The organism is Qipengyuania sp. 902 (assembly GCF_051195295.1).
Classification (GTDB): domain Bacteria; phylum Pseudomonadota; class Alphaproteobacteria; order Sphingomonadales; family Sphingomonadaceae; genus Qipengyuania.
On sequence record NZ_JBNJLJ010000001.1, the window covers coordinates 321,911 to 346,641 of the forward strand.

Below are 24,731 nucleotides of genomic sequence, written 5' to 3' on the forward strand. Positions count from 1 at the left end.
CAGCCCTAGCGTCGCGCACCGCCCTTGGGAACGGGCCGGAGCGAAGGGGAGACAGGCGATGCGTAAACTGATGCTGGCACTTGCAGCGGGAGCCGCGGTCTGCGCGCCCCTCGCCGCGCAAGACACGAACGCGGTCGAACAGCGCACCGAGCACCAGCAGATGATGCGCGCGCTCTATGCCGACATTATCGCCTTCCGCACCGCGCGCGGCCACCAGCAGATGGACGAGATGGTCGCCTATCTGGTCGGGCGGTTGTCCGAAGCGGGTTTTGCAGCCGAAGACCTCATGGTGACCGATTACGACAGCGAGGGCGAGCCGACACAGGGGCTGATCGTGCGCTATCCCGGCAATGGCGCGTCGGGCAAGAAACCCATCGTCATGCTCGCCCACATGGACGTGGTCGATGCGCTGCCCAAGGATTGGGAGCGCGCGCCGTTCACGCTGACCGAGGAAGACGGCTATTTCTACGCGCGCGGCACGCAGGACAACAAATACGGCGTCGCCAACCTCACCGGCACCTTCATGCGGCTGAAGCAGGAAGGCTGGGTGCCGAACCGCGATCTCTACCTCGTTTTCTCGGGCGACGAGGAGACCGGCATGATCTCCACCCGCGCGCAGGCCAAATGGGTCGCGGAGAACGTGGACCCCGCCTACGTCCTCAACTCGGATGCGGGCGGCATCGGACTGGCCGACGACTTCTCACCGCTCGCGCAGCAGGTGCAGCTGGCCGAGAAGACATATGTTACCTTCGACCTCACGGTGACCAATTCCGGCGGCCATTCCTCGCGCCCGCGCAGCGACAATGCGATCTACGAGCTGGCCGCCGCGCTGACGAAGATCGCCGACCATCGCTTTCCCGTCCGCGAGAGCGAGCTCACCCGCAGCTATTTCGCGGCGCTAGGCCAAAGCGTGCCCGGTGCGCTGGGCGATGCGATGACGCGCTTTGCCGAGGACCCGAGCGATGCCGAGGCCATCGAGATCATCCGCGCCGATCCCGGCTTCGTCGGTACGCTCGGCACGACCTGCGTCGCGACCATGCTGGAGGCAGGGCATGCCGAAAACGCTCTACCGCAATCGGCCAGCGCTGCGGTCAATTGTCGGGTGTGGCCGGGCGAGGGCGTGGATAGCGTGAAGGCGACGCTGGCCGAGGTCATCGGCAATCCCGACGTCGCGATCACCCAGCGCGCAGAGGCAACCGAGAGCGGCATGAGTAGCTTTCCCGACGAGGTCCGCGCGGCGCTGGCCAAATCGCTGACGGCGCGCTTCGGGCGCGACATCCCGATGATCCCGAATATGTCCTCGGGCGGCACGGACGGCATGCATTACCGGACGCTGGGCTACGACACGATCGCCATCGGCGCTGGAGCCAGCCGACCGCAGGACATCTATGCCCACGGCCTCAACGAGCGCATGCGGGTCGATGCTTTCTACGACGGGCTCGACCATTGGTCGATCATCTTGAAGAAACTTGCAGGCGGCTAGAAGACGTCGTTGGGTACGGTGTCGCCCGAGATGTCGCCGAGCGACACGCGCCTCCGCCGCTTCACGAAACCCTTGCGCTCGATCTCGAAGGGCACGAAAATGTTCTTCGCATAGTTCTGCGCGCGCAGCCGAACGGACATACGCTGGTCGTCGCCCCCTTGCAGGACGATGGCCGAGGCGACGATCGTCCCCTCGTCTGCGCGCGTCCGCAACATCGCCGTCAGTCTCCCAAGCACATCTGCGCTGCCATCGACCGGGGCGGTTTCGAGCATGGCCACATTGTGGATCATCCCGTTGGCGCGCATCTCAAAAACTAGTGGGAAGAAATGCCCGTCCTTCTCCATCCGCGCCACGGCGGCTTCCAGCGCGGCAGTAAAGAGCCGGTCGAGCGCGTCCTGAGTGATCCCTGCCGTCACGAGCCCGCTCAGATATCCTCGGCGATGCGCCCGTAGAGCTGCGGTCGCCGGTCGCGGAAGAAGCCCATGCCGGCGCGGTGGATCGCCGCCTGATCGAGATCGAGCGTCGCGACCAACACGCCGTCCTCCTCGCGGCCGAATTCCACCAGCTTGTCGCCCCATTCGTTGGTGATGAAGCTGTGGCCGTAGAAATCGGCATTGCCTTCCTTGCCAATCCGGTTCGCCGCGATCACCGGCATGCAGTTCGACACGCTGTGCCCCTGCATTGCGCGCTGCCACATGCGGCTGGTGTCGAATTCGGCGTCATAGGGTTCGGAGCCGATGGCGGTCGGGTAGAACAGCAGCTCGGCCCCCATCAGCGCCATCACGCGTGCCGCTTCGGGATACCACTGGTCCCAGCATACGCCGACGCCGATACGGGTACCCATCAAGTCCCACACCTTGAACCCGTCGTTGCCGGGGCGGAAATAGTATTTCTCCTCATACCCCGGCCCGTCGGGAATGTGGCTCTTGCGGTAGGTACCCATGATCTCCCCGTCGGGGCCGATCATGGCGAGCGTGTTGTAATAGTGATGCCCGTCGCGCTCGAAAAAGCTGGTGGGGATGGCGACCTTCAGCCTGGCCGCCAGTTTGCGCATGGCGACGACCGAGGGATGTTCGAGCGTCGGGCGCGCGCGGGCGAACAGCGCCTCGTCCTCGACCTGGCAGAAATAGGGGCCGGCGAAGAGCTCGGGCGGCAGGACGATTTCGGCCCCGCGCGCGGCGGCCTGCTCGACCATTTCGCCGACTGCGGCGATATTGGTCTGCTCGTCGTCGCTGCCAAGCGGCAGCTGGAGGGCGGCGACGGTAATGTCTCTCATGCTAAAAGGGACTATTTCTCCTGCAGCGCGAAGTCCACCTGGATAAAGACATTGCTGCGCGTGGTGCCGACCATCATGCCGCCTTCCTCGGGGCGCGGCCCCATGTTGATCGGCGGCGGCGGGGCCACGGGCGGCGGCGGCGCGTTGGATGTGCGCTGGACCATTGCCTCGTTCATCGCCTCCGCACCGCGTATCCAGGTCTCGCCCTGCTGGCCGCCGGCATCGCGGATGTAGAGCACGCGGCTGACCTCCATTCCCGCCGCCTCGGCATAGGCCTCCGCCCGCTGCCGCGCCGCCTTGTAGGCGTCGGCATAGGCGAGGTTGGCTGTGGCTTCGGGATCGCTCATCGTCAGGCTGGGGCCGGAAAGGACGTTTGCGCCCGCCTCCGTGACGGCAGTGACGGCGGCGCCCGCGCGGTCGGGATCGTCCATCGTCACCTCGACCACGTTCATCGCGCGGTACTGCCCCTCGCGGTCACCATATTCGATCCGGCCGACGTTGACGCTCTGGGTCTGGATGTCCTCTTCCGCGACGCCGAGTTCGCGCAGGGCCGCGACGATTTCGGCGATCTTCTTGGCATTGGCATCGCTGGCGGAGGTGGCATTGCGGCTGAAGGTCTCGATCCCGGCGCGGAACTGCGCGCGGTCGGGGCGGCTTTCCGCCTGCCCGCTGGCGCTGACCGAGAGCAGGGTCTCACCGTGGTCTACACCGCGCGCGTCGTCGGCCCGCTCACATCCGGCGAGAGCGAGTGGGGCAGCGGCGAGAGCCAGATAACGAACGCGAATCATGGACAAATCCCTCGATGTAATAATGTTACATCGAGGGATTTGCAGGTGCTGGATGAATGCCAGCTTACAGCTGTGGCAAACCGGTCAATCGCGCTTGCGGAACAGCAGCGTCATGCGGTCGCTTTCGCCCAGGTCGCGGGTTTGCGCGTCCATCGCATCGTCACCGCCGAGCGATGGCGGCATCATCCAAACGCCGCCTTCCCAGTTTGCCGGATCGCGCGGATTGGCATTGACCTCGCTAGTGTCGACCAGTTCGAAGCCCAGCGCTTCGACATAGCCGATGACATCGTCCTGCCGCAGGTAACCCTTCGATCCGTTCGCATAATCCGCGCTGGCATCTGCCGGTGCGCGGTGCTGCACAATGCCGAGCATGCCGCCAGGTTTCAGCAGGTCGCGCATCTTCTTCAGCTCGCTGTCGGCATTGTTCCAGCGCATCAGGTTGTGCATCATGCGAACGACCAGCACCCGGTCGAGCGTCCCCGCTTCGCCTTCGGGAATCGCATCGAGCGTCATCGCGGAGAAGTTCTCGGCCGGGAGCCCGGTGAATTCGGCAGCTTCGGCGGGAAAGCCGGTAGCGCCGGCGCGAATGCGCTGTTGCGCTTCCTCGTTGAAGGGTCCGCTGGTGGGGTCGAAATAGAGGCCGAACAGTTGACCTTCGCCGCCCAGATAATGGCCCAGCACGCGCGTGTACCAACCGCCGCCGGGAGCGTATTCGCCGACCTTCATGTCGGGTTCGACGCGGAAGAAAGCGAGTGTTTCGGCCGGGTGGCGGAACTGGTCGCGTGCGCGGTCGTCGGCACGGCTCGGGTGGTTGATCGCGCCCGAGATGGCTTCGGCATGGGTTGCCGCGAATTCTTCTACGTCGGGCAGTTCGTGGTGATCGGCCATGGCAGGCACGGCAATAGCCAGGGCGGCGGTGGCAAGCAGGATACGCATACAGTCTCTCCCGGAAAATCGATGCGCGCTTCCTGCACCCGCCGCCGGTGGATGACAAGGCGTGAGGCACTTCCTATCTCTGGCGCAAAGGAGATTACGATGAGCGAGACACAGCAGGCGATCGTGGCGGGTGGATGCTTCTGGTGCACCGAGGCGGTGATGAAGGACGTCATCGGCGTCCATGAGGTCGAGAGCGGCTATATCGGCGGCGATGTGCCCGATCCGACCTACAAGCAGGTCTGCACCGGCAGCACCGGCCATGCCGAGGGCGTGCGCGTGACCTTCGATCCGGACGCGATCAGGCTCGGCCAGCTCTACGACGTGTTCCTCGGCACGCATGACCCGACCCAGCTCAACCGCCAGGGCGGCGACATCGGCACGCAATATCGCAGCGCGATCTTCCCGCTCGACGACACCCAGCATGCCGAGGCGCAAGCGGCTATCGAGCGGTGGAACGCCGAGCACGAGGGCCAGAGCGCCGTCACGACGATCGAGACCGGCGACTGGTATCCGGCAGAGGACTACCACCAGGAATACTGGGAAGGCGAAGGCCAGCGGAACCCCTATTGCCAGGCGGTGATCCCGCCCAAACTGATGAAGCTGCGCAAGAGCTTCCAGAAATATTTGAAGGAAGACGCCTGAGCGACAGGCCCGATGCCAGGACCGCATGGCAAGGCGTTTACCGGCGACCATGTCGTCCTCGATGACGGCAGCGTAGAGTTCGCCTGCTCGCGGGATGCGGGCGCCTGGCCCTGGACAGCGCTCCACCCGCACCATCCCGGCGCGATTCAGGCGCTGAGCTATTGGGTGAGCGTGGAATGCGCCGCGGCGCTCGGCAATTGGGACCCCGACAAGTGGTCCGCGCTCACCTGGACGCGCTGGGAATGCGGCGATCCCGATGTCGGGACCTATGCCAGCGGGACCTACCGCCGCACGACGATCGACGGGAAAGAGAGCTTCTCGATCGACTTCGCGGATGCCGAGGGGCGCCACATCTGTCGGCTCGACGGTCGCGGCGTGGTTTTCCGCACCCGCGACTTCGAGGCGTGGCGCAAGGGCGACAAGGTGGCTGCGCCGAAGAGCAGTTCCGACGACTTCGCCTATGCGGATGCATCGCTTCTCGGCCTTGCCCAAGATGAGCGGCCGTTGCTCGGCCCGCTCGACAATGGCACCGCTCATGGCTTGCTCGACACTGCCAATAGCATGACGCCACATCACCCTTGGCTCGACGGCTCGGGCGACCATGTGAACTCCGCCCACCTCGCAGAAGTGGCGCGGCAGTTCGTCAGCCTGACACGCGAGGGTCAGCCCTTCCGCGTCACAAGCGCCGAAATGGCCTTCCGGCACTATGTCGAACTCGGCAGTCCTTTCACCATAGAATTGCTAGGTAGAGGTGACAGCGAGGTCGCGATGCGCGTCCGGCAAGCCGGCCACGACTGCACGGATATCCGCTATGCGCTCGCTGAGGCCTGATCCGCTTTCCACCGCCCGATGAAGAAGCCATCCAGTCCGCCCTGATCCTCCAGCATGCCGGGATCGGTGCGGAGCCAGCCCTCGCTCGTCGGTACGATGCTCTCGGGAAGCTCGTCGGCGCGGATCGCATCGGTTGCCAGCGTGATCGCCGAAGCCTGATCCTCGCCCTCCTCCCGCTCCAGCGAGCAGGTGGCGTAAACCAGAGTTCCGCCGGGTTTCAGCCAGCCCTGGGCGCGCTCGACCAGTGCGGATTGCAGCTCAGCCATTTCCTCGATCTGACGCGGACCGATGCGGTGGATCACGTCGGGATGGCGGCGCGCGGTGCCGGTTGCGGTGCAGGGAGCATCGAGCAGGATGGCATCGTATTTGTGCTTCGGCTCCCACGTCAGGGCATCGGTGCGAACGATGCTTGCCTTCAGGCCCGTGCGGTTCAAATTTGCCCGCAGCAGTTCGAGACGGCGCTTCGAGATGTCGAGCGAAGTCACTTGCCAGCCCTGCGCAGCCAGTTGCAATGACTTGCCGCCCGGCGCTGCGCACAGATCGAGCACGTGCCGACCCTCGCCCTGCCCGAGGAGACGCGCGGGCAGCGAGGCTGCAAGGTCCTGCACCCACCATGCCCCTTCCGCGAAGCCCGGCAGCTTCTCCACATTGCCGCCGCGCGGCAGGCGCAGGTGACCGGGCATAAGGCTGTCGGCAGAAAGCTGGTTCGCCCAATGCGCGGTCTGTTCCGGGTCGCGCAGGGTCAGGTCGAGCGGCGGCGGCTCGGCGAGACCGGCTGCGATCGCCGGAGCCCGCTCGCCCCAGCGCGCGGCGACATCGGCAGGCAGGGTCGGCGCATCCGCCAATTGCGCTTCCCGCTTCGTCAGCGTCGAAAACACACCATGTGCCAACCTGCGCGGCCCGCCCGACAGCAGGTCGAGCCCGGTCGCCACCACGGCATGCGGCGGCGTGTCGAGCCGCAGCCACTGGGCGAGCATCAGGCGCAGCACCATGCGCGCCTTGGCATCATCGGGCAGCGGCTTTTTCGTCGCACTGTCGATCAAGTCATCGAGATCGACCAGCCAGCGCAGGCTCTCGCTGGCGATCGCGCGGGCAAGTGCCTTGTCCTCGAACTTGCGCACGTCCTTCGTGGCGGCGGCGAAGGCGATGTCGAGCGTCTCGCCCCGGCGCAACACGGCATCGAGCAGGCGAAGCGAGGCGCGGCGCGCGTGGATACCGGTGGGTTGGGCCATCGCCCGCGCCTCTACCCCTGCTTGAAACTTAGCGCCAGTGCGCGCATTTCCTTTACATGACCGATCGCGCGACCAAACGGCCCGAAGGCTTCGAGAAGCCGTCCCACTGGACCACCGACCCGCCGCCAGAGCCGCAAAAGGTCGAGAACGACGAAGACCTCAGCCCCACCCGCTATGGCGACTGGGTCAAGGACGGCATCGCGATCGATTTCAGTTAAAGAGCAACCAGCCTGATCTTCAGCCCGTCCTTGGGCTTGGGGATCGGCCACGGCTGCCACTCCGGCTCGCCATCGGCCAGTTCGATGCGATAGCGCGGCAGCAACTGCGCCATCAGGATCTTGATCTGCATATAGGCGAAATGCAGGCCCAGGCACATATGCGCGCCGCCGCCGAAGGGGATCCAGGCGTATTTGTGCCGTTCCTTCACCTTGTCGGACGTGAAGTGCAGCGGCTCGAAATCATGCGGGCGATCCCAGTGCTCTTCCATGTGATGCACGTAATGCGCATTGATCCCAACATGCGCGCCGGCGGGGATGGCATAGCCGCCGAACTCGAACTCGCGCAGCGCACGCCGCGGGGTGGAGGGCACCGGCGGGATCATCCGCAGCGCTTCCTTGAACGCCATCTCGGTCAGCTCGAGCTTGCCCAGATCCTCGTAAGCCAGATCGCGCGGTTTGCCGTTGGCATCGACGCCGCCGGTCACCGCCTCGATTTCTTGGCGCAGCTTCTCCTGCCAGTCCTGGTGCTTGGCGAGCTGCATGACCAGCGAGGTGCCGGACGAGGTGATCGTGTCGTGCGCGGCCATCATCAGAAAGTTCATGTGGTCGACCACCTCGTCGACCGGCATCAGGCTGCCGTCGTCATGCGTGGCGGTGGCGAACTGGCTGAACATGTCCTGCCCGCCCCCTTCGGCGCGGCGGCGGTGGGTCTCCTTCGTGAACCAGTCGACCAGGAAAGCGCGCCCGTCGGTCCCGCGCTTCATCTGCGTGAACGGCAACGACTTGCGCACCGGGGCGACGCTGGCCTGCACCATGTCGATGAAGGCGGTGTTGATCTTGTCCGCTTCGGGGCCCCATTCGATGCCGATGAAACTGTCGGCGGCAAGATCCAGCGTCAGCTCCTTAATGGCAGGGTAGAAGGTCATCTCGCCTTCGCCCCAAGCCTCGACCTGCCGCGCGATTCCGCGGTTGAGGCTGCCGGAATAGTGCCGCATCGGCCCCGGTTTGAAGGCGATCGATAGCGCCCGGCGGTCGGCGCGATGGTGATCGAAGTCGAGCAGCATGAGGCCGCGCGGGAACAGCTTGTCGAGGATCGGCCCCCAGCCCTGCTCCGAGGAGAAACTGCGGTTGCGATCGAACAGCATCAACTCGTTCGCATCGGCGCCGATCATGGCGATCTGCCAGCCGCCGAAGGCCTTGGTGCGATACACGTGGCCGTATTGCTCGACCATGCGGCGGGTGAAACCATGCGGATCGGCCAGCATGCGGAAGGTGTTGCCGACCAGCGGCAGGCCTCCGTCGCCGGGGATGTGCGCGAGATCGCGTTCGCCGAGGCGGCCGTCGGACCAATGGGTGAGTTCGGCGGGTTGATGCGGTGCGAGAGTGGCCAAGGTCTTTTCCTGCTACTTACCGTGATGTCAGTAGCCTATCGAAACCCATCTTTCCAGTCTGCTAACACCAGCCGGAAAGTTCGCGGCGCAGCAATGCTTCGAGCATATCGACCCCGGCATCGGAGGTGTTGAGGCAGGACAGCGCAGCGAATTTCTCGCCGCCGCCTTCCATAAAGGTTTCGCGCCCCTCCATCGCGATTTCCTCCAGCGTTTCGAGGCAGTCGGCGGAAAAACCCGGCATCGCCACCGCGAGCCGTTTGGTGCCGGCTGCGGCCTCTTTCTGGAGCGTATCGTCGGTCGCGGGTTCGAGCCATTTGGCCGGTCCGAAGCGTGACTGGAAGGTCGTCACGAAGCGCAGGTTCGAGCGCGCCATCGCATCCTCCAGCAGCCGCGAAGTTTTCCGGCACTGGCAATGATAAGGATCGCCGAGGTGCAAGGTGCGTTCGGGCATGCCGTGAAAGCTGAGCATGAGCACTTCGGGCTCGAAGTCGAGCGCATCGAGCTGGCGCGAAATATCCTTGGCCAGCGCTTCGATATGCACTGGATCGTCGTGATAGGGCGGCATGGTGCGCATGGCGGGCTGCCAGCGCATGTCGCGCAGAGTGTCGCCAACCTTGTCGACCACGGTGGCGGTCGTCGCGCCGCTATATTGCGGATACATGGGTGCGAGCACGATCCGCTCGCAGCCGGCGTCCATCATCGCCTGCAGGCGCTCGGGAATAGACGGCGTGCCATAGCGCATCGCCCAGTCGACGCGGACGCTTTCGCCCAGCCGGGCTTGCATCGCCTCGGCCTGCTGGCGGGTGATGACCGCGAGCGGCGAGCCTTCCTGCGTCCAGACCTTCCGGTATGCTGCAGCGCTCTTCTTCGGCCGTGTGTTGAGGATGATCCCGCGCAGGATCGGCTGCCAGACGATGCCGGGGATTTCGACCACGCGCTTGTCGGACAGGAACTCGCCCAAATAGCGCTTCACCGAGGCGGTGTCGGGTGCATCGGGCGTGCCGAGATTGACCAGCAGCACGCCCACCCCGCCCGAGCTCACGGGCGGGTGTTCGGGAGGCAACTGCTGTTCGCGCCAGGTCAACGGGCTCTCCTTACAGGCCTTCCGACAGGAGCGGCAGGCGGCGGAAGCGCATGCCGGTAGCAGAATAGAGGGCGTTGGCAATCGCAGGCGCGGCAACGGCGGTGCCGAGTTCGCCCGGGTCGAAGGGGTCGGCATCGCTTGGCACGAAGGCGACCTCGATCACCGGACTATCGGCCAGCGTCGGCAGGCCGAGCGCGGCAAGGCGGTTGGGCGATGGCTTGCCCTCGATGTAATTCACGCTCGACCCCGTCGCCAGCGAGAGGCCGAACAGGAGGCCGCCTTCGATCTGCTGGCGGGCAATGTCGAGATTGACGATGCGGCCGATGTCGACCGCGGCGTGGAGCCGCGTCACGCGCAGCCCCCCTTCGCCGAGCGCGGCTTGCGCGACGCAGGCGATGCGCCCCGTCGCGCCTCCGATCGCGTCCATACGGACCATCGCCAGCCCCTGCCCCGTACCGCGCCGCCCGCCGTCCCAATTCGCGATCTGCGTCGCGCGGCGCAGCACGTCGGCCATGCGCGGCGACTGGCCGAGCATATCCATACGGTAGAGCAGCGGATCGCGGCCCGCCTTCTCGGCCAGCTCGTCCATGAAGCATTCGGTGAAGAACGCGGTGTAGGCAGCCGAATTGCCGCGCATCGGGCCGGTCGGCAGGTCGATGCGAACGGGCAAATGCTCCACCGCGATGTTGGCGATGCCGTAGGGCGGGACCGCGCCCCGGCAGGCGAGCGCATCGGCCTGGCCCGCCGCGCGGCGCATGGCGGCTTCCGGAACCAGATTGTCGAACAACCGATGGCCCGTTTCGCGCATGGTCGCCGGCATGGCGAGCTGCGTGCGCCAGGCGACGATCCGCCCGCCGGTCGCCGGCTGGAACGCCGCTGCCAGTTCCGTGACCACCGGCGTGCGCGGCGGGACGGCCTGAAATTCCTGTACCCGCGGCCACATCAGCTGGACCGGGCGGCCGATCGCCTTGGCGATCTGCACCACTTCGATCGCGTGGCGCTTGTCGAGCCGCGCATCGAAGCTGCCCCCGGCGGCGGTGGGGTAGAGCACCACATCGCGCTCCGAGATGCCCGCCGCCTTCGCCGCCGCGCGCCGGGTGAGTTCGGGTGCCTGCGAGGCGATCCACAGTTCGAGCTTGCCGTCCTCCAGCCGCGCCGTCGCCGTCGCCGTTTCGATGCTGGCGTGCACGGCCGGTGCGATCGAATAGCGCGCTTCGAGGTCCGGCTTGGCGAGCAGACCGTTGGCGTCCCCGATGCTCGCTATCGCTTCCGGCTCGACCGTTCCAATTGCTTCGTCCAGCAAGACTTCTACCTCGGCGCTCTCCACCGGAGGCGGGCCGCTGAAGACCGGCGCGAGTCGCTTCAGCGCCTGTTCGGCGATCCACCAGCTTTCGCCCACCACTGCCAGATAGCGCTTCGAGCGCACCACGCCGACCAGCCCGCGCATACCCACGACCGCGTCCTCGGCGAAGCGGCTGAGCTCCTGCGAACCGGTCGGCGCATGGCGGATCGAGGCATAAACCAGCCCCGGCAGGCGGATGTCGCCCGCGAACAGGAAACTGCCATCGACCTTGGCCGGCAAGTCGAGCCGCGGGAAAGCGAGCGGCGTATCGGAATCGATCTCGGCAGGCGCTTCGGCGGCCGGTTCCACGCGCAGGGGCGCCGGATCGGGCGGGTCGAATTCGGCGGCCTCCAGCACCAGTTCACCGAACCTCGCGGTGTTCTCGCCATAGCGGACCAGGCCGCCTTCGACTTCGCACTCTTCCCACTCGGTATCCCAGCGGTCGGCGGCGGCCATGGCCAGCATTGCTCGCGCGCTGGCGGCGGCCTCGCGCATGGGTAGCTCGAAAGCTGCCAGAGATGTCCCACCGGCGGTGGCAATGAAGCGGTTGCCACGTGCGAAATTCTCCGCAAGCAGGCTGCCTGGCTCATCCGCGAGCGACGGAAGGTTGGACCACATCTCCGCCCATTCGGCAGCCAGCGGGACATTGGCATAGAGTCCGGCCGGCGGCACCGGCTCCACCCCGACCTGCCGCCAGTCCGCGCCGAGTTCCACCGCGACCACCTGCGCCAGCAGCGTCGTGACGCCCTGCCCCATTTCGAGTTGCGGCACGGCCACGGTAACGATGCCATCGGTCCCGATGGTGAGCCAGCCGCCGAAATCACGCTCTCCCCGACCGGGCGTCAGCGGGCTGCCATAATGCCGCGGCCATAGCCACCAGGCGACGGCAAGACCGCCGCCAACTGCCGCCCCGGCCACCAGCTGGCGCCGGGTGACGGGCAAATCGCTCAGCTTTTCGCGCCAATCCATGCGTCGAGCTTCGCGGCGATGTCGTGGAAGGGCTGGGCCAGCGGATCGTCGGTCGCGGCCGGCGGCGCACCGCTATCCCCGCCTTCGCGAATGGCGAGGTCGAGCGGGATGCGGCCGAGGAACGGCAGTTCGAGCCGCCCGGCAGCCTCTTCCACCCCGCCCTTGCCGAAGGGATCGGATACTTCACCACAATGCGGGCAGGCATAGCCTGCCATGTTCTCCACGAGGCCAATGACCGGGACGCCTGCCTGATCGAATAGCTGTCCGGCCCGCGCGGCATCGATCAGCGCAAGGTCCTGCGGCGTCGAGACGAGCACCGCTCCGGCCGGCTTGAACTTCTGCAACATGGTGAGCTGCACATCGCCGGTGCCCGGCGGCAGGTCGACCAGCAGCAGCTCCGTATCGCCCCAATGCGCATCGACCAGCTGGGTCAGCGCGCCACCTGCCATCGGCCCGCGCCAGGCGATCGCGCGGCCCGGCTCGACCAGATGCCCCATCGAGAGCACCGGCACGCCGTATTTGCTCGGCACAGGCTCCAGCTTCTCCTCGCGCGCCACCGGTTTCTGGCCCTGATTGCCCAGTATCATCGGCTGCGAAGGGCCGTAAATATCTGCATCGACCAGCCCGACCTTGCGACCCCTGCGGGCGAGCGCGATCGCAAGGTTGGCGGTCAGCGTCGACTTGCCGACCCCACCCTTGCCGCTACCCACGGCGATCAGCTTGCGCGTGGTTCGCTCCGCCATCATGGCGACGCGGACCTCCGCAACATCATCCCGCTTTTCCAGCACTTCGCGGATGTCAGTTTCCAATGCCTCGCGCTCGCCTCCGCCCAACCCGGCGGCATCGACGATGGCGATGGCGCGGCCTTTTGCGATGGCGAGGGATGTAACGCGCGCTGCAATCGCTTCGGGAAACAGCGCTTTCGGATCGGTCGAACTCATGGGCAGCGCTGCTGTATCATCAAAAAGCGCCGTTCAACCCTGTTTTTCCGCCAAACCACACCTATAAAGAATGGCATGAGAACATTGGACGGGTTCACCAACAGGATTTGGCTGGCGATGGCGGGCAAGAAGAGTCCGTGGGGCGACAAGGATGGCGGTCCGGGCCGCGGCTCGAACGAGCCTACGGGAGATGGCGACGGCAAGAACGGGGACAAGACCCGGGGGCCGCGTAATCCGTGGCTTCCGCCCGGCTCCGGCGGCAATGACGGCCGCCGCTCGCCCAATATCGAGGACATCTTCAAGAACCGCGGCCCCGAAGGCCCGCGCCGCAGCGGCGGCGGCGGCCCCGGTGGGCCGAACTTCCGCTTTCCGCAGCGCCCCGGGGGCAAGAGCTGGTTCCCGATCGCAGTCGTCGGCATCATCGCCCTCGGCCTGATCGCGACCAGCGTGCATCTCGTCGGGCCGCAGCAGCAGGCGGTGGTGAAGACGCTGGGCAATTTTACCCGGACGATGGATCCCGGCCTGAATTTCTCCGCCCCCTTCCCGATCGAAATCGTGGACGTGGAAGACGTGCAGGGCGTGCGGACCGAGCGCATTCCGGGCAGTGACAGCCAGGTGAAGCTGATCCTGACAGGCGACCAGAACCTCGTCGACCTCAGCTATATCGTGCGCTGGAACATCAGTGATCTCGCGGCCTTCAAGTTCAACGTGGTCGACCCCGTTGAAACTGTGAAGGAAGCCGCCGAAGCCGCGATGCGCGCCTCGGTCGCGGAGACGGAGCTGGACGAAACCTTCTCGGGCCAGGGCCGTGCGGCCATCGAGCAGGATGTGCGCGAGCGCATGCAGCGCACGCTCGACGGCTATCGTGCCGGCGTCCGCGTGCTGGGTGTCGAAATCGAGAAAGCCGATCCGCCCGCACAGGTGGTCGATGCCTTCCGCGACGTGCAGGTGGCCGAACAGAATGCCGACGCCAACCGCAACCAGGCCCGTGGTTATGCGCAGCAGGTGCTGGCCCAGGCGCAGGGTGAAGCCGAAGCCTTCGACAAGGTGTACGAGGAATATCGCCTCGCCCCCGAAGTGACGCGCCAGCGCCTCTATTACGAAACCATGGAGCGGGTCCTGAGCCAGACGCCCAAGACCATCGTGGAGACGGACAATGTGACGCCGTATCTCCCGCTTCCCGAAATCCGTCGCCGGGCCGACCAGTCGCAGCAACAGCAGCAGCCCTCGACCACCGTAACCGCGCCGGAGGGCCAGTAAGATGAGCACTTTCGTGCAAGACCACCGCAACACGCTGATCGTCATCGGACTGGCAATCATCGCCCTGATGCTCAGCGCCTATGTGGTGCCCGAGGAAGAGCAGGCGGTCGTTATCCGCACGGGTAATCCCATCGGCACCGTCAATACGCCCGACGGCTCCAGCAATGCAGGCATCTACTTGCGCGTGCCCTTCGTCGATTCGGTGCGTCGGATCGAGAAGCGGTTGCTCGACCTCGAAATGAACGATGAGGAAGTGCTGAGCGCCGACCAGCAGCGCCTGCTGGTGAATGCCTATGCCCGCTTCCGGATCGTCGATCCGGTGCGCATGGTGGAACGCGCCGGCACGACCGACGGCGTCCGCAACGCGCTGGAGCCGATCCTGAACTCGGTCCTGCGCCAGGAACTGGGCCGCCGCACCTTCCAGTCGATGCTGACGGCAGAACGCGGCTCGGCCCTCGCCAATGTGCGGGAAAACCTCGACCGTCAGGCCCGCCAGTACGGGGCCGAGGTGGTGGACGTGAAGATCATGCGCACCGACCTGCCCGAAGCACCGCTCCAATCGGCCTTCCGCCGCATGGAATCGGACCGTGAACGCGAAGCGCGCACGATCCGTGCGCAGGGTTCGCGCGACGCGCGGATCATTCGCGCCGATGCCGATGCCGAAAGCGCTTCCATCTACGCCGATGCTTTCGGCAAGGATCCGGAGTTCTACGATTTCTACCGCGCCATGCAGAGCTATGACGCCACTTTCGCCGCCGAGAACGGCGGGGCGGAAAGCAACATCATCCTGTCGCCCGACAATGAATATCTGCGGCAGTTCCGCGGACGTCGTTGACCGTTCGTCGAGCGTGCCCCGCGCCGTTCAAACGGCATTCAGCGCCGCAGCGCAGTCTTGCAGGCAGGAACCCGCAGCCCGCTGCTCGGTAGGTTCACCGAGCGGATGCGCCGCGCGACAGTAGTGAAGAGGATTTGAAGGACGTGAAGCCCGTGCGATATGCCTATTCCGTAACGAGTGCCCTTTTGGTCGGAGGTGCCGCGATCACGCTGGCAACCGGCTATCCGGCAGGTGCCCAGGTGGCCCAGAACGACGATGCGCAGATGGCCCGCGTGGTCCCGCTCGCCGGTGCCCCCGAAAGCTTTGCCGAACTGACCGCGCAGCTGCAGCCCGCCGTGGTCAATATCTCGACCCGCCAGCGGATCGAAGTGCAGCAGAATGCCAACCCCTTCGCCGGCACACCCTTCGAAGGGCTGTTCGGTCGTCGCGGCCAGCAGCAACCGGGCGAGCCGCAGTATCGCGAGGGCCAGTCGCTCGGCTCGGGCTTCATCATCTCGGCAGACGGATATGTCGTCACCAACAACCACGTCGTCAGCCCGACCGGGCGCGGCACGGTGGAAGAGATCACCGTGACCATGCCCGACGGCACCGAATACGAGGCGGAACTCGTCGGTACCGATGCGCAGTCCGACCTTGCCGTGCTCAAGGTCAACCGGCGCGAGGCCTTCCCCTATGTCGAATTCGGCGACAGCCGCCAGGCGCGCCCGGGCGACTGGGTGGTCGCGATCGGCAATCCCTTCGGCCTCGGCGGCACGGTGACCAGCGGGATCGTCTCCGCGATCCAGCGCAACACCGGTTCGGGCGGCGCCTACGACCGCTATATCCAGACCGATGCCGCCATCAATCGCGGCAATTCGGGCGGCCCGCTGTTCGACATGCAGGGCAATGTCATCGGCATCAACAACGCCATCTTCTCGCCCTCCGGCGGCAGCGTCGGCATCGGCTTTGCCATTCCCGCGGAAATCGCCGCACCGATCATCCAGAAGCTGCGCGACGGGGTTGAGATCGAACGCGGCTATCTCGGCGTCAATATCGCGCCTGTCAGCGACGACGTGGCCGATTCGCTCGGGCTCGAACGCAATCGCGGCGAGATCGTCCAGTCGGTCCAGTCGGGCCAGGCTGCCGATCGTGCGGGCCTCGAAGCCGGCGATATCGTCACGCGCGTGAATAATCGCGAAGTGACGCCTGAGCAGACCCTGTCCTTCCTGGTCGCCAACATCGCGCCGGGCACCACCGTTCCGATCGAGCTGATCCGCAATGGCGAACGCCGCCGGATCAATGTGACCGTCGGCAAGCGCCCGAGCGAAGATGAGTTGCGCCAGCAGCAGATGTTCGATCCGGACATGGACGACGAGGAAGAGATGCAGCCGGGCGAGAACGAGGTGATCGAAGAACGGCTCGGCCTCCAGCTGCTGCCGATCACGGCGCAGATCGCCCGCCAGCTGGGTGTGAGCGCCGATACGCAGGGCCTCGCCGTTGCCGGCGTGAACCCTAACTCCGACGCTGCCCGCAAGGGCCTCCAGCGCCGCGACATTATCCTTTCGGCCAACTACCGCCCGGTCGCGACGCTCTCTCAGCTCGAGGGCATCGTGAATGAAGCCGAGCGCGAGGGCCGTGAAGCGGTGCTTCTGCGTGTCCAGCGCAGCGGCCGTCCGCCGCAATATGTCGCGGTACGGCTGCGCTAAGCTTCCTCGCGCATGGAAATAGAAAGGGCCTCCTGCCGAAATGGCGGGAGGCCCTTTTGCTGTCTGCTCTATCTATTGAGGCCGGATGACCGTTACCGTCGGGCTCGGTGAAGGTCGCGGGGTTCCGCGCGATGCACCCCCGGTCGCCTCGTCGAGGAAATCGTCTCCCACCGCCTGCGGTGCGCCATCGGCGCCGCGTCCGGGCTGCTGCGGTGCCTGCGGCTGACGCGGACGGTCGCCATCGCCGGGCTGCGGGAAAGCGTCGCCGAAGGGATCGCGCCGCTCGCCGTCCTCGCGGCCGGGCTCGATCAGATTGCCCTGCTCGTCGATGAAGTAATAGTCGTCCGGATCGCCGAGCATGTATTCATCGTCCGGCTCCAGCTGCCATTCGGGCAATTGCAAATCGGTGTCGAATTCCTCGACTGGCCGGTCTTTTACGGCATAGCGCATATAGGCGGCGAAGGCGCGCGCAGGCGCGGTGCCGCCCTGCAAGCCTGCGACCCGCGCATTGTCGTCCCGCCCCATCCAAACGCCGGTGGTGATCCCGCTGGAAAAGCCGACGAAATAGCCGTCCTTGTTTGAGCTGGTCGTGCCGGTCTTGCCAGCGACCGGCCTCCCGATCTGCGCCGCACGGCCGGTGCCGGTGTTGACGGCGGTCTGCAGCAGGTCGGTGATACCCGCCGCGACATAGTCGGGCACCAGCTGGCTGCGCCGCGCATTCTGGTGCTGGTAGAGCAACTCGCCCTCGGCCGTCGTCACCTTCACGATGCCATAGGGTTCGACCGACTGCCCTTCGGCCGATATCGCCGCAAAGGCGCGCGTCATGTCGAGCAGGCGCACCTCGTTCGATCCCAGCACCATGGAGGGATAGGTGTTGATCGGCGTCGTCACGCCGAAGCGCCGCGCCATCGAAGCGACCGTGCCGAAGCCGACTTCATTGCCAAGCTGTGCCGCCACCGTGTTGATCGAATACGCAAAAGCAGTGCGCAGGTCGATTTCGCCGACATTGCGCCCGCTGGAATTGCGCGGGCTCCACCCGTCGATAGTGACCGGGGTATCGACCACCCGGTCGCCCGGAGTGTAGCCCGCTTCCAGCGCGGCCAGATAGACGAACAGCTTCCAGCTCGACCCCGGCTGGCGCAACGCATCGGTGGCACGGTTGAAGCTCGTCTCGACATAATCGGTGCCGCCCACCAGCGCGAGGATCGCCCCGTCGCGGTCGAGGCTGACGAGCGCACCTTGTGCGCCGCCGGGCGTATTGCCCTGGATGGCTGCGGTCGCCGCGCGCTGCATGCCGACATCGAGCGTAGTCCAGACCTCGATCGGTTCGAAAGTTTCAGGTAGCAACATATCGAGCTGCGGCAGCGCCCAGTCGGTGAAGTAGCGGACCGAATTCTGACCCTTCTCCTCCTTGAGCCTGACCGCCGAGGGATCGACGGTGACATCGGACGGGATGCGCCCCTGCTCCTTCATCAACCGCAGCACCACGCTGGCTCTACCCACGGCGGCATCGACATCGGCGGTGGGTGAATAGCGGCTGGGTGCTTTCACCAGCCCGGCGATGATGGCGGCCTCGGCAACCGAGAGATCGGTCGCCGGATGGCTAAAGAATTTGCGGCTGGCGCTATCGACGCCATAGGCCCCGCCGCCGAAATAGACCTTGTTGAGATAGAGCTCGAGGATCTGCTCCTTCGAGAACTTCCATTCCAGCGCCAACGCCAGGATCGCCTCGCGCGCCTTGCGGTCGAGCGAGCGGTTGTTGTTGAGGAAAACGTTGCGGGCGAGCTGCTGCGTGATGGTGGAGGTAGCCGAAATCCGGTCGTCGCCGGTGACGCCTTCGTAAACCGCGCGGGTCAGGCCATAGGGATCGATACCGAAATGCGAATAATAACGACGATCCTCGACCGAGATCATCGCATCCTTCATCACCTGCGGGATCTGGTCATGGGTGAGCCACTGGCCGAAGGACGGGCCGAGTTCGACGATTTCGGTACCGTCGCGCGCGCGCACGACGATCGTCTGGGCGTTCTGCGTGGCCTTGAGCTGGTAATAGCTCGGCATGGAGCGCACGGCGAAGGCCACAGCGAGGCCAATGAACAAGGCACCGAGAAGCGCAAGCGCACCACCCCAGACGGCCAGCCGCTTTAACCAGGAGCCGAAGCGGCCCTGCGGCTTGTCGGCTGCGGCGCGACGGGCCGTTTCACTGCGCGCCGCTTTTTTCCGGCGGCTACCTCTCTTGTCCATACCTTGCGGGACATCCCTTGTCTGCTTGCCGCCCTATATCGGCCACAATCAAGCATGGCGAGGGATAACCCCCGCTGAACGGTGGGCTATTTCTGCCCTTCCGAGGCAGCATCCTCACCGTCTTCCGGCTCAAAGGTCAGCGCGGCGCTGTTGATGCAATACCGCATGCCGCCACGATCGCGCGGACCGTCGGGGAAGACATGGCCGAGATGGCCGTCGCAATTGGAACAGGTGACTTCGGTGCGGATCATGCCGTGACTGGTGTCGCGGTGCTCGTCGACCGCGTCGCCTTCCGCCGGCGCAACGAAGGCCGGCCAGCCGCAGCCGCTGTTGTATTTGTCGTCGCTCTCGAACAGCTTCTGTCCGCAGGCGGCGCAGTAATACTCGCCCTCGTCGTAATGCTTGTCGTATTTGCCGGTGAAGGCGCGTTCGGTGCCGGCCTCGCGCAGCACGTGATATTGCTCGGGCGTCAGCTTCTCACGCCATTCGGCGTCGCTGCGGATCGTCTTTTCTGTCACTGGCGGTCTTCCCTTCGCTTCGTTTGCTCTTATCTAGGCAAACAGACAGGGCAGACCAGCGTTCCGCCGCAGCCTGGCATGCGCCAAGCAATTGCTTGACGATTCGGGGGAGCGCAGCTAAGTGCGCCGCTTTCCGGCGGCCCATGGGCTGCCTTTTCGAAACGCCCAGACGAGATTTTCCGCCGCGCAGACTTTCGGCGCGGCCTGACGAGGACAGATATGGCCAATACGCCGCAAGCCAAGAAGCGCATCCGCCGCAACGAACGCCGTGCCGAAATCAACGGCGCCCGCATGAGCCGCATTCGCAACTATGTGAAGAAGGTCGAAGTGGCGATCGAAGGCGGCGACAAGTCGGCCGCGCAGGACGCGCTCAAGACCATGCAGCCCGAGCTTGCTCGCGGTGTAGCCCGCGGCGTGATGCACAAGAACACGGCCGCTCGCAAGATGAGCCGTCTCAGCAAGCGCGTCGCCGCGCTCTGATTCGCCGGCCTTCGGGCCCGCCCGGTAGCAATTCGACAGGGGTCCGCCGCATCGCGCGCGGACCCCTTGTTGCATCCTGGTCACGTTACGTCGCAACGCCGCAATCGAACCGTCAAGCAAGGCTAGAGATTCCTGCGATTCGCCTGCCACAACGAAGCCAAACGAAGGTAAATCAGGTGCTTGAACGGCAGCCTGCGGGCTTGCGGCGAGTCAACAAGATTATTTCCGATTTATTGCAGTTATCCCCCTTGCGACTCATTCGCCCGCCTGCCTAAAACATCTTCACCGGCACGGGACGGGACAGCCCGCGCCTCACATACGAACTGCAAGAGGGGAACCTCCGGAAAACACCGATTCCGGGGTGGGGCGAAGCTTTGTCCGCTCCCTTTCACGCGACGGGAACTATAGGATCGCGGAGGCCGATGCGCTTCCGCGCTTGGGGGAAGTTTGTGACTATGGGCAAGGGTGCCGACGCGACAAAAGCAAAACAGAAAAATCGGGACGATTTCATGGAAGATAGTGAAGCTGTAAACCTGGCGGCCGACTGGTCGGACATCAGCCAGGGCCTGCGCAAGGATCTCGGGCATCAGCTTCACAGTCAGTGGATCAAACCGATCCAGGTCGGCGGGATCGACAAGGAAACCGGCACGCTCGACCTCTTCCTGCCGACCGAATTCAGCGCCAATTGGGTCAAGGACCGCTTCGCCGACCGGCTGAGCCTTGCCTGGAAGATCGCGTGCAGCGACGTGCGCCACGTCAACATTCAGGTACACCCGGGCCGCCGCCAGGTCGCCGACCTGCGTCTGCATTCGGACGGTCGCCGCCCGGCGAATGACGGTGCCGACAGTTCGATGATGGCGATCAGCGCCGACACGCTGGGCGACCGCGGCTTCACCTCCAGCGTCGGCCTCGACCCCTCGCTGACCTTCGCCGCCTTCATCACCGGTGAAGCCAACATCCTCGCCTTCAACGCAGCCCAGCGCATGAGCGCGACGGAAAAGCCGCAGTTCAGCCCGCTCTACCTCAAGGGCGCGACCGGACAGGGCAAGACGCACCTGCTGCACGCCATCGGCCACACTTTCCTGCAGGCCCATCCGCGCAGCCGCATCTTCTACTGCAGTGCCGAACGCTTCATGGTCGAGTTCGTGCAGGCCTTGAAAGCCAACCAGATGCTGGAATTCAAGGCGCGCCTGCGCAGCTTCGATCTGCTGCTGGTGGACGACATCCAGTTCATCATTGGGAAGGCTTCGGCGCAGGAAGAACTGCTCTACACGATCGATGCGCTGCTGGCCGAAGGCAAGCGCCTTGTCTTCGCCGCAGACCGGGCACCACAGGCGCTCGACGGGGTCGAGCCGCGCCTGCTCTCGCGCCTCTCGATGGGCCTCGTCGCCGACATCCAGGCGGCAGATATCGAACTGCGCAAGAAAATCCTGCACTCCAAGCTCACCAAGTTCGCACCGCTCCAGGTGCCCGAGGACGTGCTCGACTTCCTCGCCCGCACGATCACGCGCAATGTGCGCGAGCTGGTCGGCGGCCTCAACAAGCTGATCGCCTATGCCCAGCTGACCGGGCAGGAAGTCTCGCTCCAGCTGGCTGAGGAACAGCTGACCGATATCCTGTCGGCTAATCGCCGCCGCATCACGATCGACGAAATCCAGCGGACCGTGTGCCAGTTCTATCGCATCGACCGCAGTGAAATGAGCAGCAAGCGCCGCGCGCGCGCCGTGGTTCGCCCGCGGCAAGTTGCGATGTATCTCTCCAAGGTGCTGACGCCGCGCAGCTATCCCGAAATCGGGCGCAAGTTCGGCGGACGCGATCATTCGACCGTGATCCATGCCGTGCGGCTGATCGAGGATCTGCGCCAGCGCGATGCCGATATGGACGGCGATGTGCGCAGCCTGCTGCGCCAGCTGGAGAGCTGATCGCTCCCCTCCGTACCCACAGGTTATGCATGTCTGATTGACAGCCCTTTGCACAGGGTTGTCGACAGCGCGCGTGCGAGCGGCCAAAGGGCGGTCATGGCCTCCGACCCATCGCGCTACGCCCTGCCTGCTTCCTTCGCCGAAACGCTCTGGCGCGGAGCGCGCTGCCGGTGTCCGCGCTGCGGCGAAGGCACGCTGTTCCGCAAATGGCTCAAACCGGTTGATGACTGCGCGCATTGCAAGCTCGACATTTCGGGCCAGCGGGCGGACGATTTCCCGGCCTATATCGCCCTGTTCGTGACCGGCCACCTGCTCGCTCCGGTGCTGATTTTCCTCGTCGCCGAACTGGCCTTGGGCGCAATGGCGATCGTCGCAATCATCATCCCGGTGGCCGTCGTAATGCTGGTTGCCCTGCTCCAGCCGTCGAAAGGCGCGGTGATCGGAATGCAATGGTGGAACGGGATGCACGGGTTTCGCAAAGAGCGCCTCCCCGCCGCCGACGAGGACGCTGCCGGATGAGCCTGTCGGAAGATCGCCTCGACCGCTTTGCTCGCCATATCGTGCTGCCCGAGATCGGCGGCGCCGGGCAGGTGGCGCTGGCTGGCAAGCACCTCGTGCTCGTCGGCCTCGGAGGGATTGGCTCGCCGGCGCTGCAATATCTCGCCGCGGCAGGGATTGGCCGGCTAACACTAGTCGACGACGACAAGGTCGAGGCGAGCAACCTGCAGCGCCAGACGCTGTTCAACACGCGCGACATCGGCCACGGCAAGGCGGTGATCGCCAAGCGCTGGGTAAGCACTTTCGACCCCGCGCTCGACGTGACGATCAGTGACCGGCGCATTACCAGCGAGAACGCGCATCGCCTCGTCGTCGGGGCCGATCTGGTGCTCGACGGGACGGACAATTTCGCGACCCGCCTGGCGATTTCCGATGCTTGCGTGGCCGAGCGCGTGCCGCTGCTGTCGGCCGCCGTCGGCCGCTTCCAGGGCCAGGTCGGCGCATTCGCGGGTCACTTGCCGACCGAGGCCTGCTATCGCTGTTTCGTCGGCGACGCCTTCGATGCGGAGGACTGCGACACCTGCGCCGAGGAAGGCATGCTGGGCGCGATGGCCGGCTGGGCGGCGACCTTCGCCGCGCTACAGGCAGTGCGAGCGTTGCTGGGGCCGTCGGGCAACATGCCGGACATAGACTGGGGGAGGGTCTACCTGCTCGACGGACTCAAGCCAGACATGCGCAGTTTCGCGATTGCAAAGGATCCTGCCTGCAAGGGGTGCTCCTGAAACGCAGGCAGCAGAATTGCGGTAAGCACTACAGGCAAATCATCGAGCGCCCGCCGACCTATTGATCGGGGCAGGCGACATAAGTCTGGCTTTCCCCGCCGCCCTGTCGGATGCGGATGCCGTCCTCCGTCTCGCGGGCGAAATAGACCACGTGGTTTTCGGTTTCGCCGTTCGGATTCTCGAAGGGGTAGGTCACGGCGAGCGCATTGCCGTTCACTCGAATATCGCTGGCAAAGCCACCGTCCTCGAAGAAATTCACGCGGTCGTCCTTCACCGTCACGCGGTAGAAGCTGCGCGCGGAGCAGTTTTCGAGAGAGGTCGCCCAGATTCCGCGGAAAGCCGCCGGGATCGCTTGCACCTCGCTGCGCGCGCTGGCGTTTGCCGTAGAGCCATCGGTGGCATCGTCGCGCTCCATTGCATCCATGGCAGCGTCCGCATCGCCGGCGGACATGTCCTCAATCTCGCTGTCGTTTGCCGAGGCGCTCGGCGTCGCGTCGGCCATATCGGCTTCGGGCTCGGCGGCCGGCTCCTGACCGGAACAGGCGGCGAGAGTCAGGGCGAGTGCGGCAGCGCTAGCAATCTGCTTCATGGGGCTGGAATTCCGTCGCCGCTCAAGCGTTCCGACAGGCCTCACTTATCCAGCAGCGTGTCGACCCACTCGGGAACCAGCTCGCTCGCCCTGCCCTGCCTACTTTCGTCGAACCAGCCCGAACCCTGACTGCGCTCGAGATTGAGTTCCAGCGTGCGCGCACCCAGGCTGCGCGCATCGCGTACGAAACCGGCGGCGGGATAGACCGCGCCGGAGGTGCCGATGCTGACGAACAGGTCCGCAGTGCGAAGCGCAGAGTAGATGCGCTCCATCTCGTAAGGCATCTCGCCGAACCAGACGACATCGGGTCGCAGCGCATTCGTCCCGCAGGCGGGGCATGGCGGACGGTCCGCAAGTGTGCCGGTCCACGGGTTCTTCGCATCGCAAGCGGTGCACCAGGCGTTGAGATGGGTGCCATGCATGTGCAACACCCGCTTCGCGCCGGCGCGCTCATGCAGGTCGTCGACATTCTGCGTGACGATCAGGAGGTTGCCCTCCCAGTGCTCGTCCAGTCGGGCGAGCGCGTCATGCGCGGGGTTGGGCCTCTTCGTCTGGATCGCCTCGCGCCGCATGTCGTAGAAGCGCAGCACCAGATCGGGATCGCGCGCGAAGCCTTCGGGCGTGGCGACGTCCTCGACCTTGTGTTGTTCCCACAACCCGCCCTCGGCGCGGAAGGTGTCGATGCCGCTCTCGGCCGATATCCCCGCACCGGTCAGGATCACGATGTTGCGTATTTCAGCCATTCCTCTCAAGTAGCGAAGGCAGTGAGGCGATCAACCGCCCTC

The 24,731-nt window shown here is 65.3% G+C and carries 24 protein-coding genes; 11 read left to right on the top strand and 13 right to left on the bottom strand.

Annotated elements, in window-relative coordinates; translation table 11 throughout:
- Nucleotides 1–58 precede the first annotated feature (58 nt).
- The gene (locus ACSH0F_RS01485) at nucleotides 59–1,483 is read left to right on the top strand and encodes a M20/M25/M40 family metallo-hydrolase (protein ID WP_435199222.1); all 1,425 of its coding nucleotides are present in this window, start codon (nucleotides 59–61) and stop codon (nucleotides 1,481–1,483) included.
- Here the strand turns inward: ACSH0F_RS01485 and ACSH0F_RS01490 are convergent.
- From ACSH0F_RS01490 to ACSH0F_RS01505, 4 genes are all read right to left on the bottom strand, one after another.
- On the bottom strand, nucleotides 1,480–1,899 hold the full coding sequence (locus tag ACSH0F_RS01490) for a hypothetical protein (protein WP_435199224.1): 420 nt from the start codon (nucleotides 1,897–1,899) through the stop codon (nucleotides 1,480–1,482). The two genes, ACSH0F_RS01485 and ACSH0F_RS01490, sit on opposite strands and share 4 nt — an antisense overlap.
- Before the next feature lie 8 nt (nucleotides 1,900–1,907).
- Entirely contained in the window at nucleotides 1,908–2,759 is an 852-nt protein-coding gene (gene aguB, locus ACSH0F_RS01495) for an N-carbamoylputrescine amidase (protein WP_435199226.1), read from the bottom strand.
- A gap of 11 nt (nucleotides 2,760–2,770) precedes the next feature.
- A complete protein-coding gene (locus ACSH0F_RS01500; protein WP_435199228.1) occupies nucleotides 2,771–3,547 on the bottom strand; it encodes an SIMPL domain-containing protein in 777 nt (258 codons plus the stop codon).
- 84 nt (nucleotides 3,548–3,631) lie between these two features.
- Nucleotides 3,632–4,483 carry a class I SAM-dependent methyltransferase gene (locus ACSH0F_RS01505; protein WP_435199230.1) on the bottom strand — a complete coding sequence of 284 codons (852 nt, stop codon included), beginning with the start codon at nucleotides 4,481–4,483 and terminating at the stop codon, nucleotides 3,632–3,634.
- Between the two features lie 99 nt (nucleotides 4,484–4,582).
- Here ACSH0F_RS01505 and msrA point away from each other — a divergent pair, with 99 nt between their 5' ends.
- Both msrA and ACSH0F_RS01515 read left to right on the top strand, forming a co-directional pair.
- Nucleotides 4,583–5,125 carry a peptide-methionine (S)-S-oxide reductase MsrA gene (gene msrA / locus ACSH0F_RS01510; RefSeq protein ID WP_435199232.1) on the top strand — a complete coding sequence of 181 codons (543 nt, stop codon included), beginning with the start codon at nucleotides 4,583–4,585 and terminating at the stop codon, nucleotides 5,123–5,125.
- 12 nt (nucleotides 5,126–5,137) lie between these two features.
- On the top strand, nucleotides 5,138–5,956 hold the full coding sequence (locus ACSH0F_RS01515) for a hypothetical protein (protein ID WP_435199234.1): 819 nt from the start codon (nucleotides 5,138–5,140) through the stop codon (nucleotides 5,954–5,956).
- Here ACSH0F_RS01515 and ACSH0F_RS01520 read toward each other — a convergent pair.
- The gene (locus ACSH0F_RS01520; protein WP_435199236.1) at nucleotides 5,935–7,188 is read right to left on the bottom strand and encodes an RsmB/NOP family class I SAM-dependent RNA methyltransferase; all 1,254 of its coding nucleotides are present in this window, start codon (nucleotides 7,186–7,188) and stop codon (nucleotides 5,935–5,937) included. The genes ACSH0F_RS01515 and ACSH0F_RS01520 overlap by 22 nt on opposite strands.
- Before the next feature lie 56 nt (nucleotides 7,189–7,244).
- Here ACSH0F_RS01520 and ACSH0F_RS01525 point away from each other — a divergent pair, with 56 nt between their 5' ends.
- Nucleotides 7,245–7,406 (top strand): DUF1674 domain-containing protein, encoded by a 162-nt coding sequence (locus tag ACSH0F_RS01525; protein ID WP_435199238.1) that lies wholly within the window; start codon nucleotides 7,245–7,247, stop codon nucleotides 7,404–7,406.
- On the opposite strand, the gene ACSH0F_RS01530 is transcribed toward ACSH0F_RS01525, so the two are convergent.
- The 4 genes from ACSH0F_RS01530 to ACSH0F_RS01545 form a co-directional block, all read right to left on the bottom strand.
- Nucleotides 7,403–8,797: a cytochrome P450 gene (locus ACSH0F_RS01530; protein WP_435199240.1), complete on the bottom strand. Its 1,395-nt coding sequence runs from the start codon at nucleotides 8,795–8,797 to the stop codon at nucleotides 7,403–7,405. The genes ACSH0F_RS01525 and ACSH0F_RS01530 overlap by 4 nt on opposite strands.
- Before the next feature lie 61 nt (nucleotides 8,798–8,858).
- Nucleotides 8,859–9,881 (bottom strand): ferrochelatase, encoded by a 1,023-nt coding sequence (hemH, locus tag ACSH0F_RS01535; protein ID WP_435199242.1) that lies wholly within the window; start codon nucleotides 9,879–9,881, stop codon nucleotides 8,859–8,861.
- A 10-nt stretch (nucleotides 9,882–9,891) separates the two neighbouring features.
- Nucleotides 9,892–12,192, bottom strand: coding sequence for a molybdopterin cofactor-binding domain-containing protein (locus ACSH0F_RS01540; RefSeq protein ID WP_435199244.1), 2,301 nt, complete (start codon nucleotides 12,190–12,192; stop codon nucleotides 9,892–9,894).
- Nucleotides 12,171–13,133, bottom strand: coding sequence for an Mrp/NBP35 family ATP-binding protein (locus ACSH0F_RS01545; RefSeq protein ID WP_435199246.1), 963 nt, complete (start codon nucleotides 13,131–13,133; stop codon nucleotides 12,171–12,173). Before ACSH0F_RS01545 ends, ACSH0F_RS01540 begins: the two co-directional genes overlap by 22 nt.
- A 75-nt stretch (nucleotides 13,134–13,208) precedes the next feature.
- Here ACSH0F_RS01545 and hflK point away from each other — a divergent pair, with 75 nt between their 5' ends.
- The 3 genes from hflK to ACSH0F_RS01560 all read left to right on the top strand — a co-directional run bounded on the left by hflK (nucleotide 13,209) and on the right by ACSH0F_RS01560 (nucleotide 16,913).
- Nucleotides 13,209–14,393 carry a protease modulator HflK gene (gene hflK / locus ACSH0F_RS01550; RefSeq protein ID WP_435199248.1) on the top strand — a complete coding sequence of 395 codons (1,185 nt, stop codon included), beginning with the start codon at nucleotides 13,209–13,211 and terminating at the stop codon, nucleotides 14,391–14,393.
- Between the two features lies 1 nt (nucleotide 14,394).
- A complete protein-coding gene (hflC, locus tag ACSH0F_RS01555) occupies nucleotides 14,395–15,228 on the top strand; it encodes a protease modulator HflC (protein ID WP_435199250.1) in 834 nt (277 codons plus the stop codon).
- Between the two features lie 152 nt (nucleotides 15,229–15,380).
- Nucleotides 15,381–16,913 carry a Do family serine endopeptidase gene (locus ACSH0F_RS01560; protein ID WP_435200515.1) on the top strand — a complete coding sequence of 511 codons (1,533 nt, stop codon included), beginning with the start codon at nucleotides 15,381–15,383 and terminating at the stop codon, nucleotides 16,911–16,913.
- A 72-nt stretch (nucleotides 16,914–16,985) separates the two neighbouring features.
- On the opposite strand, the gene ACSH0F_RS01565 is transcribed toward ACSH0F_RS01560, so the two are convergent.
- Both ACSH0F_RS01565 and msrB read right to left on the bottom strand, forming a co-directional pair.
- Nucleotides 16,986–19,157, bottom strand: a complete 2,172-nt coding sequence (locus tag ACSH0F_RS01565; RefSeq protein WP_435199252.1) for a transglycosylase domain-containing protein — start codon at nucleotides 19,155–19,157, stop codon at nucleotides 16,986–16,988.
- Between the two features lie 86 nt (nucleotides 19,158–19,243).
- Nucleotides 19,244–19,675: a peptide-methionine (R)-S-oxide reductase MsrB gene (msrB, locus tag ACSH0F_RS01570; protein ID WP_435199254.1), complete on the bottom strand. Its 432-nt coding sequence runs from the start codon at nucleotides 19,673–19,675 to the stop codon at nucleotides 19,244–19,246.
- 219 nt (nucleotides 19,676–19,894) lie between these two features.
- On the opposite strand from msrB, the gene rpsT reads away from it, so the two are divergent.
- From rpsT to ACSH0F_RS01590, 4 genes are all read left to right on the top strand, one after another.
- Nucleotides 19,895–20,155: a 30S ribosomal protein S20 gene (gene rpsT, locus ACSH0F_RS01575; protein ID WP_278327844.1), complete on the top strand. Its 261-nt coding sequence runs from the start codon at nucleotides 19,895–19,897 to the stop codon at nucleotides 20,153–20,155.
- A gap of 509 nt (nucleotides 20,156–20,664) precedes the next feature.
- Nucleotides 20,665–22,077, top strand: coding sequence for a chromosomal replication initiator protein DnaA (gene dnaA, locus ACSH0F_RS01580; protein ID WP_278327845.1), 1,413 nt, complete (start codon nucleotides 20,665–20,667; stop codon nucleotides 22,075–22,077).
- Between the two features lie 96 nt (nucleotides 22,078–22,173).
- Nucleotides 22,174–22,596 (top strand): DUF983 domain-containing protein, encoded by a 423-nt coding sequence (locus ACSH0F_RS01585; protein ID WP_435199257.1) that lies wholly within the window; start codon nucleotides 22,174–22,176, stop codon nucleotides 22,594–22,596.
- Entirely contained in the window at nucleotides 22,593–23,357 is a 765-nt protein-coding gene (locus ACSH0F_RS01590; protein WP_435199259.1) for a HesA/MoeB/ThiF family protein, read from the top strand. Before ACSH0F_RS01585 ends, ACSH0F_RS01590 begins: the two co-directional genes overlap by 4 nt.
- 58 nt (nucleotides 23,358–23,415) lie before the next feature.
- Here the strand turns inward: ACSH0F_RS01590 and ACSH0F_RS01595 are convergent, their stop codons facing one another.
- Together ACSH0F_RS01595 and ACSH0F_RS01600 are read right to left on the bottom strand one after the other, a co-directional pair.
- Nucleotides 23,416–23,946 carry a hypothetical protein gene (locus tag ACSH0F_RS01595; protein ID WP_435199261.1) on the bottom strand — a complete coding sequence of 177 codons (531 nt, stop codon included), beginning with the start codon at nucleotides 23,944–23,946 and terminating at the stop codon, nucleotides 23,416–23,418.
- Nucleotides 23,947–23,987: 41 nt separating this feature from the next.
- The gene (locus ACSH0F_RS01600; RefSeq protein ID WP_435199263.1) at nucleotides 23,988–24,689 is read right to left on the bottom strand and encodes an NAD-dependent deacylase; all 702 of its coding nucleotides are present in this window, start codon (nucleotides 24,687–24,689) and stop codon (nucleotides 23,988–23,990) included.
- Nucleotides 24,690–24,731 lie beyond the last annotated feature (42 nt).

Bases quoted from the DNA above. Each gene is read 5' to 3' on its own strand.
- hflC (WP_435199250.1), top strand. From the start codon at position 14,395: ATGAGCACTTTCGTGCAAGACCACCGCAACACGCTGATCGTCATCGGA.
- ACSH0F_RS01540 (WP_435199244.1), bottom strand. From the start codon at position 12,192: ATGGATTGGCGCGAAAAGCTGAGCGATTTGCCCGTCACCCGGCGCCAG.
- msrA (WP_435199232.1), top strand. From the start codon at position 4,583: ATGAGCGAGACACAGCAGGCGATCGTGGCGGGTGGATGCTTCTGGTGC.
- rpsT (WP_278327844.1), top strand. From the start codon at position 19,895: ATGGCCAATACGCCGCAAGCCAAGAAGCGCATCCGCCGCAACGAACGC.
- ACSH0F_RS01595 (WP_435199261.1), bottom strand. From the start codon at position 23,946: ATGAAGCAGATTGCTAGCGCTGCCGCACTCGCCCTGACTCTCGCCGCC.
- hflK (WP_435199248.1), top strand. From the start codon at position 13,209: ATGAGAACATTGGACGGGTTCACCAACAGGATTTGGCTGGCGATGGCG.
- ACSH0F_RS01485 (WP_435199222.1), top strand. From the start codon at position 59: ATGCGTAAACTGATGCTGGCACTTGCAGCGGGAGCCGCGGTCTGCGCG.
- ACSH0F_RS01600 (WP_435199263.1), bottom strand. From the start codon at position 24,689: ATGGCTGAAATACGCAACATCGTGATCCTGACCGGTGCGGGGATATCG.
- ACSH0F_RS01525 (WP_435199238.1), top strand. From the start codon at position 7,245: ATGACCGATCGCGCGACCAAACGGCCCGAAGGCTTCGAGAAGCCGTCC.
- ACSH0F_RS01505 (WP_435199230.1), bottom strand. From the start codon at position 4,483: ATGCGTATCCTGCTTGCCACCGCCGCCCTGGCTATTGCCGTGCCTGCC.
- dnaA (WP_278327845.1), top strand. From the start codon at position 20,665: ATGGAAGATAGTGAAGCTGTAAACCTGGCGGCCGACTGGTCGGACATC.
- ACSH0F_RS01520 (WP_435199236.1), bottom strand. From the start codon at position 7,188: ATGGCCCAACCCACCGGTATCCACGCGCGCCGCGCCTCGCTTCGCCTG.
- ACSH0F_RS01585 (WP_435199257.1), top strand. From the start codon at position 22,174: ATGGCCTCCGACCCATCGCGCTACGCCCTGCCTGCTTCCTTCGCCGAA.
- ACSH0F_RS01515 (WP_435199234.1), top strand. From the start codon at position 5,138: ATGCCAGGACCGCATGGCAAGGCGTTTACCGGCGACCATGTCGTCCTC.
- ACSH0F_RS01545 (WP_435199246.1), bottom strand. From the start codon at position 13,133: ATGAGTTCGACCGATCCGAAAGCGCTGTTTCCCGAAGCGATTGCAGCG.
- ACSH0F_RS01590 (WP_435199259.1), top strand. From the start codon at position 22,593: ATGAGCCTGTCGGAAGATCGCCTCGACCGCTTTGCTCGCCATATCGTG.
- aguB (WP_435199226.1), bottom strand. From the start codon at position 2,759: ATGAGAGACATTACCGTCGCCGCCCTCCAGCTGCCGCTTGGCAGCGAC.
- ACSH0F_RS01500 (WP_435199228.1), bottom strand. From the start codon at position 3,547: ATGATTCGCGTTCGTTATCTGGCTCTCGCCGCTGCCCCACTCGCTCTC.
- ACSH0F_RS01565 (WP_435199252.1), bottom strand. From the start codon at position 19,157: ATGGACAAGAGAGGTAGCCGCCGGAAAAAAGCGGCGCGCAGTGAAACG.